Source organism: Mariniflexile sp. (assembly GCF_041583155.1).
In the GTDB taxonomy this organism is placed as follows: domain Bacteria; phylum Bacteroidota; class Bacteroidia; order Flavobacteriales; family Flavobacteriaceae; genus Mariniflexile.
This window is the reverse complement of record NZ_JBFHGK010000004.1, coordinates 24,225-35,973: the sequence shown is the minus strand read 5'-3', so window position 1 is coordinate 35,973 and position 11,749 is coordinate 24,225. Positions and strand designations below refer to the sequence as shown.

The window sequence follows — 11,749 nt, the reverse complement described above, 5'->3', positions numbered from 1 at the left end:
CCGTACTTTAAATGGCGAACGGCAGGTTACGAAAAGGGTAATGTTGGTGTTTTATCTGTGTTTAGGTTACAAGGGCGAGGTTTTTTGGAGCTTGGTTAAGAAGCTAGATAAAATGGCTTATGGATAATTAAAACCAGAAGACGCTGAGTATTGAAATCAGAAAAGTAAAATCAAAAGGGTAACGTATAAGTGCATACAGTAGCTCGTACTTAAAGAAATATTAAATTTAAACGAAATACAATCTTTTTAGAAGTTAAAAAGACGATTTAAATAACAATGATCGACGTAGAGAAATATCAGCCACTAGTGTCCGTTTGTATTCCCATGTATAATGCGGCGCTTTATATTGAGGAAACCTTGCAAAAGCTTCAAGATCAAACCTACCAGCATATCGAGGTTATTGTTGTGGATGACGGCTCTACAGATGCTTCGGTGGACCTCGTGAATGCGTTTTTAAGCGAGCAGGTTAAGCTGTTTCATAATCCCAAAAAAGGGGCTAATGCAGCCCGAAATCATGCCTTCGAAAACGCATCTGGAACTTATATCAAATTTATGGACGCCGATGATTATTGTTCCAATGACTTGATAGAAAAGCAGGTTGCCATGCTACAAACACTGGGCACGGATAGATCGGTTGTTTTTTCGCCGCTTAAAATGTTGTTTCCTAATGGCGAAATGGTAGCGCCTAGAAGGGTTATCGATCAGAATTATGAGCCTGCCATCGGTTTGCTCATCGCTATATGGGAGGGTGGCGGCTTTAATTGTCCCTTATGCCATTTAATGCCAAGGGAACTGGTTAAGCTTTCGGGTGGCTGGGACGAAACCATTTTAAAAAATCAGGATGGTGAATATTTTGCTCGCGTTTATAATATAGCTGATAAGGCATTAGCTGTAACCGATGCCTATGTGGTTTGGCGGCAAACGGGAACCGGGGTCAGTGCGGCCCTAACACCAAACGCCATCGAGTCGGTTTTAATAACCTATGATATCATTATTGGTATCATTCTGCAATACAAGAATGATAAGGCACATAAAGTCATTTGTGAAAACTACATGGGACTTTTTGTTTATTCTAATTATATACATCATACTAATATGATTAGCTCCGTGGATGTGATTCTTAAAAAATATGATTTACGTTTAAAACTACCTGACAGAAAAATACTGAACATACTAAGAAAAGTGCTGGGATGGAAAAACAGCCTTACATTAATCCATAAATATAATCTGTAATGATACCTAAAATAATACATTACTGCTGGTTTGGAGGCGCCGAAAAGTCACCCTTTATCAAACAATGCATTGCTACTTGGGAGAAATTTTTACCTGATTTTGAAATAAGTTGTTGGTCTGAGAGAGATTTTGATTTGGATTCAGTGCCTTTTGTAAAGCAGGCCTACCAAGCTAAAAAATGGGCTTTTGTGGCGGATTATGTCCGTTTTTATGCCCTATATAAAGAAGGAGGCCTCTATATGGATACCGATGTTAAAGTGCTAAAACCATTTCCTGAGGCTTGGTTTGAGTATGATTTTTTTAGTGCACACGAGTGCCATCCTGGTTTATTCTATACCGAAGGCGTTAAAAAATTGAATGACGAGTTTTTTCCCATAGATAAAGAACAAGACATAGATGGCTTTAGCATTCTATCAGCAATAATGGCAGCGAAATCCAAACATCCTTTCATAAAAGATTGTTTAGAAGTGTACCACAACATGACATTTTTGAATGCAGATGGTAGTATGAAAAAAACCAACGAAATCATCATAGGGGCCATATTAGGTAAGGTAGCCATAGAATATGGTTATAAATATGTCGATGAAAAACAGATCTTACGCGAAAATATGCTGATTCTGCCGTCAAATGTTTTAGTGGGGAATGGAATACATCTAGATGATAAATCTTTTGCAACTCATTTGATTAATGGCAGTTGGACTGAAAAGAAGGGGGTGGATCAGGTATTGTATACCATCCGGAATAACTATCCAAAAGTATTCCCGTATGTTAGCTTTTTAGTAAGGGGTCTACGAAAAATCGGAAGCATACTCAACGTGCGTTAATGTTTATTTTGGTACGAAACTAGTATTAATTTCAAGCTATCACTAATTTAAAGTGGCTTGATAATTTTATATAACAACATAGTAATGAATCATTTAAAAATTTTGTTTGTGCTTCAAAGCCCGTTTACGGACACGCTTGGCATGTCTAAAGTACATTTTGATTTGAAAATTGCTTTTGAAAACATGGGGCACAGGGTTGATGTTTTAGCTTTTGAAGATTTATATCCAAAGGGTCAAAGTGCCATTTCAAAAATAACAAGCCCACTGTTTACGGTAAAAATTTTTAACCGACTAAAAGACATTGCTAAAGATTATGATGTTATTGATGCTAACTTTGATTGTATTCCCTATCCAAAAGCAAGCTTTCATTTTAAGGGGCTTTTGGTCTATCGATCGCATGGCTTACAACCACTGTACCGAAAATTTGAGAAAAAGGACCCCTTTAATACTGTTCTCACCGAATTTGCTAAAGGAAAGAAAATAAAATTTAAAACACGCCTTGGAAATATCTACCGATCCTTACAAAAAAAGCCGGGAGATAAAGAACTTTATGATTCGATAAAATATGCCGATTTGGTACATTGTTTAAATGCTGAAGAGCATACCTTTTTGTTACATAAGGGCATTTCTGCCGAGAAAATGTTTGTTTTACCAAATGGTATTTCAGATGAATTTATTTTAAAAGCTGGAGAAAGTGCTACGAATACAAAGGCCAATGTCATTTCATTTGTAGCCTCTTGGACCATAAGAAAAGGCATTACAGATTTAAATGCGATTGTAAATCAGGTTAAATCAGCAGCTCCGATTGAGGAACTAAAACTATTGGGAGGGGTTGAAGACCCACAGAAAGTAGCATCTTTTTTCCAGACGGAAAACAGAACATTACTTCATATCATTCCAAGATATAAAGCCATGGAGCTTCCACAATTATTAAATAATACCAAGGTTGGGATGTTTCCAAGTTACATCGAAGGATTTGGTTTAGCCATCGTCGAGCAATTGGCCTGTGGGATTCCTGTAGTAGCTTATAAGGTACCGGGGCCCAAGGATATCCTTTCAGACCTTGATCCGACCTTATTGATAGCACCAGGGGATAAAGAAAAATTTTCAGAAAAAGTAATCGAAATTTTAAATATGCCCGATGACGCATATCAAGAGCTCTCCAAGAAATGCAAACAAAGGGCCAAAGATTTTTTAATGAGTAGAATAGCATCTGAATTTATTTCATTGTACAAAGAGAAACTGAAGGATTTAAGGGAGGTTTAACAGCATTGGACATGAAGAAACTAAGAAATTTTTTGTTTGAACTGAAGCTTTATCTATGCAACAATGTCATTGCTATTGTGCCAAGTCATGGGTTCCGGAATTGGTATTACAAAAACATGATGGGCTTTGTGATGGGTAAGAACAGTACCTTTTTAATGCGCTGTCAATTCGATTTTAAAAACGGATTAAGTATGGGAGAAAATTCTGCTGTGAATGCCCGTTGCCGCTTAGATAATCGAGGCGGTATCCATATAGGCGATAATGTTTCCATCTCCTCAGATGTAACGATTCTAACGGCCGATCATGATATGGACGCTCCTAATTTTCAAGGCAGAGTACGTGGCGTTACCATCGCAGACTATGTTTGGGTGGGTACCCGTGCCATGATCATGCCGGGGGTTACTATCGGCAAAGGGGCTGTCGTTGCCGCAGGCAGCATCGTTACCAAGGATGTTCCGCCGTATCATGTAGTGGCAGGCATCCCAGCCAAATTTGTTAAAGAACGACAACGCGTATTAACCTATACGCCTACTTATAAACGCTTATTGCAATAAAAAAATAATTAATGGCATCTAAAAAAGGTATCAAAACGTATGTATAATAGTAGTCAAAACGGAATGAATTAGATGCAGAAAATTTTGTGAGAACCATTACCTCTATTATTAAGTATAATTAAAATAAAATGTAAACTATATAAATCATGCCTTCGTTATTAAAGGCGAAATCTTTTAATTATCAGGCATGATACCATCATTTAAATATAAGTATTATGAAAGTAACGGTGTGTATTCCAACCTATAACCGACCAGATTTTCTAAAACAGGCTATTGACTCTTGTTTAAGTCAAACATTATTGCCATATGAGATCATTATAGGGGATGACTCTAATGATGACAAAACAGAAGAAATGATGGCGTCTTTACAAATTAGTCAAGATGTGATGATGTCGTATCATCATCATACACCTTCGTTAAAACAAACTGAAAACACCAATTTTCTATTTAATCATGCACAAGGTGACAAAGTGGTGTTATTGCATGATGATGACCTTCTTTTACCCGAGGCTATTGAGACTATGGTCAGAATATGTAAGGAAGATCCTTCGATTGAAGTTGTTTATGGTAAACAATATTTAATGTCAGACTCTGGAGAAATCAAGTATGACAAATCACCTCAATTAAATGAGGCGTATTTTAGATCAGCAGCCTATGAAGGTTCTAAATTATCCCCAATAGAAGCAGGCCTTATACAGCAGTTTCCGAATAATGGGTTCATGATGGATACAGCATTAGCAAGACGTGTTCCATGGCGCAAAACAAGCGAGATAGGGGATACTGGTAATGGCACTGAAATGGATTGGAGTATTCGAATCGGTCTAGCTGAACCAAAAATGTATTTCGTAAATAAATATCTAGCACTTTACCGCTTATCAGAGGTTTCTATGAGTCAGAATTCAGACGATTCAGCATTCAAGGCCTATCTTATGTTGGAGCGTCTAAATTTAGAGCCTAAATATAGTCCCATCCAGAAGTTAGCCTTAAAAAGAAAAACACAGTTAGCTATTAGGCAAGCACTATTTTTAAACAAAACAAAAGATGCGTTTAGAATTTTTTTTAGTAAATATCATACAAATTTTATTTGGACCAAAGGATATTACAAATCATTATTTTTATTAGTTCTAGGCTTATTTAAAAATGGGTTCACTACATCAAAATAATGCACTAAATTTTATATTCAATATGCAAGTAACGATAGGTATTCCTACTTTCAATAGGTTAGAATATCTTAAACAGGCCATTGATAGTTGTTTGACGCAAACCTATAAACCCTTTGAAATCGTGATCAGTGACGATTCAACTACCGACGACACGGAAGCAATGGTAAAAGAATTACAGGCTAAACCTCTTGAGGTTGCTATACGATATAAAAGAAACAAACCGGGTTTGAGGCAAGTAAAAAATGTGAATCAATTGTTCGATATGGCACAAGGTGAGTATATTGTGTTATTACATGATGACGATTTGTTGCATAAAGAAACCCTTGCCGTATTCAAGTCGGTTTTAGAAAAAGACCCCGCCATTGATATTGTGTTTGGAAAACAATACATCATCAACGATGATGGTACACTGGATATAAAGAAGTCTGAAGCGCGTAACAAAGGTTGCTACAGAACGGCATATTATGAAACGCATCAGCTAAAACCCATTGAGGCAGGGCTGCTTCAGCAATTCCCAAATGATTGTTATATGCTTAAAAGTCATATTGCCAAAGCACATGGTTACAGTGAAGGGGCTAAAGATGCCTGCGATTTTGAGTTTGCACTGCGCCTTGGCATCAACAGTTATAAAATCCATTTTGTAAACACCTATACCGCCTATTATCGCCTCAGTGCTCAATCGGTAACTACAGGAACAGATAACGATGCTGCTTTAACAGCCTATCAATTGGCTAAAGCAACGGACGTGCCACAATCGTCGAAGGCTTTAATAAATAAATGGATGGTAACCCAATCGGCTATGGCGTGTATGCAGGCAATCCATCTAAAAAATAAAAAGGAAGCGTGGACCCTGTATTTCGACCCCTGGCACCGAAAAAACATCCTGACGGTAGGGGGTATTAAACGCTTTTTCATGCTTTTATTAAAATAAGTGAACAACTTAACAAACAATAAACAATAGCCAATAATAACACCCAAGTAATGCATAACAAGATCAAAATTCTATTTATTTGTGGCAGTTTAGAACCTGGGAAAGACGGTGTGGGCGATTATACCCGGCGCTTGGGTTGCGCATTAATTAGGCAGGGCGCTTCCGTGGCGGCACTCGCCCTAAACGATTATTATAGCAACGAAGCTCAGGAAGCAGAACAGGATGCCGATGGCGTCACCATACCCGTATTACGAATTCCATCGCTATGGGCCAAGGCGAAGCAGACTGCCTATGCAAAGCAATGGGTTTCCCAATTTAATCCCGAATGGATCAGCCTGCAATTTGTGCCTTATTCCTTTCATTACAAAGGGCTGCCTTTTGGTTTGGCAGCACAACTTAAAGCGCTAGCCACGCCTCAGGTGAAGTGGCACATCATGTTTCATGAGTTGTGGCTGGGACTTAGAGAGCAGGATTCTTTAAAATTTCGATGTATTGGAACTATTCAAAAACTACTTGTTAAATCGTTAATGACTTCTATTTCCTTCCAATCGATTCATACACATACTAGGTTTTATTTGAATGAATTAGATAAACTTAATTTAAACCCAATTTATTTACCCATATTTAGCAATATTCCTTATGTTAAAATGGAAAGAACGGAAGAAGTTGGTATTACAAAGACTCAAAAATTTGTAATGTTCGGTACGATACATCCCAAAGCGCCTATTACTGAATTCGCTGATGAAATAGTGAAATATTATAACAACGAAACCGGAATGGACTGCAGTTTGGTTTTGGTGGGCAAATCAGGTAATGAAAAGGAGCAATGGGTTCAAGAATTTAAAAAAAGAAAGATTAATGTGTCTGTATTAGGAGAGTTGAGTAGTCAAGAGGTGTCTTTCGTTTTGCAAGAGGCAACCTTTGGAATTACAACAAACCCCGTGTTTGTATTAGAAAAAAGCGGTACGGTTGCGGCTATGCGAGAACATAACTTACCCATACTAATCGTGGCCGAAGAAACCAAGCCTAGGGATGGTATTCATATAAAATTGGATGACGATTTTCTACATTACAGCTTTGGTAATCTTTCAAAATTAATGGAAAAGAGGTCTTGTCATTCCAATAGTAAAGGTTTAAACGAAGTATCAAACCAGTTTGTTAAAGATTTGAAAAACAATAAAATTTACAAGTGAAAATAAGAAGCATATTGTTTCATTTTTACCTTATTATAATATGAAAATAATCATAAGTCATCCTACGAGTAATCAAAACAGTCGCGCTGTTATTAAAGGGCTATACAATGCCAATTTATTATACCAGTTTCAAACCTCTGTGGCTGTGTTTGAAGGCGATATATGGGATCGGTTAAGCCATTTCAAACCTCTAAAAGAATTATCACGCCGCCAGTTTGAAGAGGTGTTAAAGCCCTATACCAAGACGGCACCCTGTATGGAACTTTCTAGATTATTAAGTGCGCGATTGGGCCTAAAATCCTTAGTGCGACATGAAACCGGCCTGTTTTCGGTCGATGCGGTATATCAACACCTGGATAAGCAGGTAGCAAGCCATCTCAAACAAGCTTCAAAACAGGGGCTGGATGCGGTGTATGGCTATGAAGACGGCGCCTTTCAGTCCTTTACAGCGGCAAAACAACTGGGGATGCAATGCCTTTACGATCTCCCTATCGGCTATTGGCGCGCCGCGCGCCGCTTATTACAACAGGAAATTGACTTATGGCCCGAATGGAAAGCGACCTTACACGGTTTTGATGATTCCGAAGCCAAACTACAACGCAAAGATACCGAACTGGCCTTGGCCGACCGTATTTTAGTAGCCAGTAGTTTTACCGCAAAAACCTTAAAAGACTATCCCGGTACCTTAGCGCCCATCGAGGTGATTCCCTATGGATTTCCAAAACCCGTCGCTAAAAGAGCCTATCGCATCGCAAGCCCCATTAAATTATTATTCGTCGGGGGCTTATCCCAACGTAAAGGTCTGGCGAACATGTTTGCAGCCGTAGATAGCTTACTGCCGCATGTGCAGCTTACCGTGATAGGGCATAAGAGTACCGAAGCCTGCGAACCCCTGAATAAAGCCCTGGCAAAACACCATTGGATTCCCAGCTTACCTCATAGTGAAGTGTTAAAACAAATGCAGGCGCACGATGTTTTACTTTTTCCATCGCTGTTTGAAGGCTTTGGTCTGGTAATTACCGAGGCCATGTCACAGGGTACCCCTGTAATAACCACCGACCGAACGGCAGGCCCCGACATCATAGAACACGATACCAACGGCTGGCTGGTGGAGGCAGGATCTACCCTGGCCTTACAGGCATGTCTGGAAACTTTAATTGCCAACCCACAAAAAATTATAGATGCGGGAAAGGCTGCCATCGAAACGGCAAGGCAACGCCCCTGGAGTGTTTACGGTAAAGAACTGGCCGAGGCCATACAACGCGGTTAAATGACAAATAAACTAATAGCAGCCCATAATAGGCAACAAGATAAAGCGGAAGCGACGATTCGGTTATTAAAAAAAGGCATTTGGGCCTATTTTTTATTATTAATTTTCGAGGGCGCCCTGCGTAAGTGGTTTTTACCCTTTTTGGCAACGCCGCTTTTATTGGTACGCGATCCCATTGCCATCTGGCTTATTTATAAAACCTGGAAACACCACCTGATGCCGCACAGCTGGCTGCTGCTGGGCATGACCTTTGTAGGGCTGTTTGCTGTGATTACGGCCCTGGTGCTGGGGCATGGTAGTCTCTTTGTCGCCCTTTATGGTGCCCGTATTCTGTTATTTCATTTCCCTCTCATGTTTGTTATGGGCGCCCTCATGCAGCGCGACGATGTGATTAACATGGGGCGGGTGCTTTTAGTCATCGCCATTCCTATGATCATTTTAACGGCCTTGCAGTTTTACAGCCCGCAATCGGCCTGGGTGAACCGCGGTGTGGGGGGCGATATGGAAGGCGCTGGGTTTGCTGGGGCTATGGGCTTTTTTCGCCCACCAGGCACCTTTTCCTTTACCAACGGCAACACCATGTTTTTTAGTTTGGTGGCCTGTTTTGTGTTTTTTTTCTGGATTAGTAAAACCAAAATCAACCGCATCGTTTTAATAGCGGCCACCTTGGCACTATTGGCTTCCATCCCCATTTCCATCAGTCGCACCTTGCTGTTTTCCATCATCATTACCATGGGCTTTACAACCGTAGCTGCGTCCACGAACAGGACCTATTTTAATAAAATCATGGGGGTCTTTGTGGTCTTGGTTATCCTGTTGCTGGGATTAAGCCAGTTCGAATTTTTTCAAACTTCCACAGAGGCCTTTACTGCACGCTTTGAAGGTGCTAGTGAAGCGGAAGGCGGCTTAGAAGGCACATTGGTAGACCGTTATTTGGGAGGCTTAGTGGAAGCCATTTCAAACAGTGCCGAGAAACCCTTCTTTGGCTACGGCATCGGGATGGGAACCAACGCGGGGAGTCAGATGCTTACGGGGGAACGCACCTTTTTAATTGCGGAAGAAGAATGGGGGCGGCTTATCGGGGAAATGGGCCCCTTGCTGGGGATATTAGCCATTTTTATACGCTTGGCATTTGCCTTAAAGCTAAGTCTGGAAAGTTTTAAAAGCATGAAGGCAGGTGATTTTTTACCCTGGATTTTATTAAGTTTTGCCTTAATCGTGATACCGCAAGGGCAATGGGCACAACCTACAGCCCTCGGGTTTAGCACCCTGATAGGCGGTCTGGTGTTGGCTGCTTTAAATGAGGATTAGAAATCTTCAAAACATTAACACATAAAAAAATGCTAGCATAGCCTCATTACAATATAAAATGAGTCACTTGATATTTAAAAGTGATTATTATAAGTTTACCGCAAACATATTTAGAATTTACTGCTGATGAAAATTATATTAATAGGTAATTATCCCTTAGATAAACAAGAAAGTATGAAACGTTTTACCGTCATGCTTAAGGAAGGTTTTAAGAAGAAAGGTATTGACACGGAAATATGGTTACCCGTTATATGTTTTGGTCAACTGTTTGAGAAAACGACCTCTGGATTGGGTAAATGGATGGGTTACATTGATAAATGGCTGTTATTTCCTGTAATTCTAAAATTTCGATTATTAAAAGAAACAAATAGACAAGCTAGGTTTCATATCTGTGATCATTCAAATGCACCCTACCTGGCTTATCTTCCTAAACATAGCACAGGCATTACCTGCCATGATGTGCTGGCCATTCGGGGTGCCTTTGGGTATGCCGATGCTTATTGTCCTGCTTCAGGCATGGGGAAAGTCTTGCAGCGATGGATTTTGAAATATTTGAGTCGAGCAGAATTGCTGGCCGCGGTGTCTCAATTTACCCTCAATCAATTAAAAGAATTAAGCAGCGAAGCCTCAAGTGATACGAAAAAATGGGTGGTTATTCATAATGCATTTAATGCGCCGTTTAGCCCTTTATCAAAAGCGGAGAGTATGCTACTGTTGAAAGATTTTGGGATTGATTTTAAAGAAGCATTTGTTTTACATGTGGGCTCTGCCTTAGAACGAAAAAACCGAAAGCAACTCCTGCTCATGGTCAAGCATTTGGGCGATGCATGGAGGGGGATGATTTGTTTTGCAGGGGAAGCCCTCGACCCCGATTTAAAGCATTTGATTAAGGACTTAAGTTTGGAAGACCGTGTTATATCCATCGTGAATCCAAGTCATAAACAGCTTGTTGCGCTTTATAGTAGTTGTCAGGCGTTTGTGTTTCCGTCGTTATCAGAGGGCTTTGGATGGCCTGTGATTGAGGCGCAGGCATGTGGCACACCAGTAATTGCAAGTAGTTTAAATCCAATGCCTGAGGTAAGTGGTGGCGCCGCTATACATGTGCACCCCGAAGATACAAGTGCTTTTGCTGAAGCCTTATTAAGTCTACAAAATAAAGATAAACGACTTGAAATTATCGATGCAGGTTTTCAAAATATAAAACGTTTTGGTGTAGAAAAAATGATTGGAGATTACCTTGATTTACATCAACTATAAAAGCTAAAAAATGATTTTTAAATTACTTACTTGTTGTTTTCCATGGTTTATAAGACGGCGACTACTTATTACATTTTACGGATATAAGATACATCCAACGGCGAAGATTGGGTTGTCATGGATTTTTCCAGATCAATTAATCATGGAAGCCGACTCCTATATCGGGCATTTAAATGTTGCGGTCAATTTAGACATGATGGAACTAAAGTCAAAGGCAACTATAGGCCGAAGTAACTGGATTACAGGGTATTCAACCAAAACAGACTCAAAGCATTTCAAACATCAAGAAAACCGCCAATCCAAACTATATGTGGGTGAAAACGCAGCCATTACCAAAAATCATCATTTAGATTGTACCAACCGTATTCACATCGGTGCTTTTTCAACGGTTGCGGGCTATAGTTCCCAGTTTTTAACGCACTCCATAGATGTATACGGAAATAAACAACATAGTACTCCAATCCATATTGGCAATTATACCTTTATCAGTACCAATGTGGTCGTATTAGGCGGTGCTGTGTTACCTAATTATTCCGTTTTGGGAGCGAAAGCGTTACTTAATAAAAAATTTGACGATGAGTGGGTTTTATATGGAGGCGTCCCAGCAAAACCTGTAAAAAATATAGATACATCTGCGCAGTATTTTAGCCGTACGGAAGGGTTTGTTTATTAACCAGACAATAGCACTTAAATAGATTTTGGATAAAATAGGTTAAGCAAGATTTAATAATATTAAAAAATATCACG

11 protein-coding genes are annotated in these 11,749 nt (G+C 39.7%); all 11 read left to right on the top strand.

What is annotated here, in order from left to right; all coding sequences use genetic code 11:
- The first annotated feature begins 276 nt into the window (after positions 1-276).
- The 11 genes from ABYI63_RS02335 (at position 277) to ABYI63_RS02285 (ending at position 11,675) form a co-directional block, all read left to right on the top strand.
- The gene (locus ABYI63_RS02335) at positions 277-1,233 is read left to right on the top strand and encodes a glycosyltransferase family 2 protein (protein ID WP_372753019.1); all 957 of its coding nucleotides are present in this window, start codon (positions 277-279) and stop codon (positions 1,231-1,233) included.
- Positions 1,233-2,057, top strand: a complete 825-nt coding sequence (locus tag ABYI63_RS02330) for a glycosyltransferase family 32 protein (protein WP_372753017.1) — start codon at positions 1,233-1,235, stop codon at positions 2,055-2,057. Before ABYI63_RS02335 ends, ABYI63_RS02330 begins: the two co-directional genes overlap by 1 nt.
- Positions 2,058-2,141: 84 nt before the next feature.
- A complete protein-coding gene (locus tag ABYI63_RS02325; RefSeq protein WP_372753015.1) occupies positions 2,142-3,323 on the top strand; it encodes a glycosyltransferase family 4 protein in 1,182 nt (393 codons plus the stop codon).
- A gap of 155 nt (positions 3,324-3,478) precedes the next feature.
- The gene (locus tag ABYI63_RS02320) at positions 3,479-3,877 is read left to right on the top strand and encodes a DapH/DapD/GlmU-related protein (RefSeq protein ID WP_372753013.1); all 399 of its coding nucleotides are present in this window, start codon (positions 3,479-3,481) and stop codon (positions 3,875-3,877) included.
- 215 nt (positions 3,878-4,092) lie between these two features.
- A complete protein-coding gene (locus ABYI63_RS02315) occupies positions 4,093-5,040 on the top strand; it encodes a glycosyltransferase family 2 protein (RefSeq protein ID WP_372753011.1) in 948 nt (315 codons plus the stop codon).
- Between the two features lie 22 nt (positions 5,041-5,062).
- A complete protein-coding gene (locus ABYI63_RS02310) occupies positions 5,063-5,971 on the top strand; it encodes a glycosyltransferase family 2 protein (RefSeq protein ID WP_372753009.1) in 909 nt (302 codons plus the stop codon).
- Between the two features lie 50 nt (positions 5,972-6,021).
- Positions 6,022-7,164 carry a hypothetical protein gene (locus ABYI63_RS02305; protein ID WP_372753007.1) on the top strand — a complete coding sequence of 381 codons (1,143 nt, stop codon included), beginning with the start codon at positions 6,022-6,024 and terminating at the stop codon, positions 7,162-7,164.
- A 40-nt stretch (positions 7,165-7,204) separates the two neighbouring features.
- Entirely contained in the window at positions 7,205-8,434 is a 1,230-nt protein-coding gene (locus ABYI63_RS02300; protein WP_372753005.1) for a glycosyltransferase family 4 protein, read from the top strand.
- On the top strand, positions 8,435-9,745 hold the full coding sequence (locus ABYI63_RS02295) for a hypothetical protein (protein WP_372753003.1): 1,311 nt from the start codon (positions 8,435-8,437) through the stop codon (positions 9,743-9,745).
- Between the two features lie 126 nt (positions 9,746-9,871).
- A complete protein-coding gene (locus ABYI63_RS02290; RefSeq protein WP_372753001.1) occupies positions 9,872-11,002 on the top strand; it encodes a glycosyltransferase family 4 protein in 1,131 nt (376 codons plus the stop codon).
- 142 nt (positions 11,003-11,144) lie between these two features.
- Positions 11,145-11,675 (top strand): acyltransferase, encoded by a 531-nt coding sequence (locus ABYI63_RS02285; RefSeq protein WP_372752999.1) that lies wholly within the window; start codon positions 11,145-11,147, stop codon positions 11,673-11,675.
- The last annotated feature ends 74 nt before the right edge of the window (positions 11,676-11,749 follow it).

Coding starts and splice junctions, on each gene's coding strand:
- ABYI63_RS02335 (WP_372753019.1), top strand. CDS start 277: ATGATCGACGTAGAGAAATATCAGCCACTAGTGTCCGTTTGTATTCCC.
- ABYI63_RS02330 (WP_372753017.1), top strand. CDS start 1,233: ATGATACCTAAAATAATACATTACTGCTGGTTTGGAGGCGCCGAAAAG.
- ABYI63_RS02325 (WP_372753015.1), top strand. CDS start 2,142: ATGAATCATTTAAAAATTTTGTTTGTGCTTCAAAGCCCGTTTACGGAC.
- ABYI63_RS02320 (WP_372753013.1), top strand. CDS start 3,479: ATGCGCTGTCAATTCGATTTTAAAAACGGATTAAGTATGGGAGAAAAT.
- ABYI63_RS02315 (WP_372753011.1), top strand. CDS start 4,093: ATGAAAGTAACGGTGTGTATTCCAACCTATAACCGACCAGATTTTCTA.
- ABYI63_RS02310 (WP_372753009.1), top strand. CDS start 5,063: ATGCAAGTAACGATAGGTATTCCTACTTTCAATAGGTTAGAATATCTT.
- ABYI63_RS02305 (WP_372753007.1), top strand. CDS start 6,022: ATGCATAACAAGATCAAAATTCTATTTATTTGTGGCAGTTTAGAACCT.
- ABYI63_RS02300 (WP_372753005.1), top strand. CDS start 7,205: ATGAAAATAATCATAAGTCATCCTACGAGTAATCAAAACAGTCGCGCT.
- ABYI63_RS02295 (WP_372753003.1), top strand. CDS start 8,435: ATGACAAATAAACTAATAGCAGCCCATAATAGGCAACAAGATAAAGCG.
- ABYI63_RS02290 (WP_372753001.1), top strand. CDS start 9,872: ATGAAAATTATATTAATAGGTAATTATCCCTTAGATAAACAAGAAAGT.
- ABYI63_RS02285 (WP_372752999.1), top strand. CDS start 11,145: ATGGAAGCCGACTCCTATATCGGGCATTTAAATGTTGCGGTCAATTTA.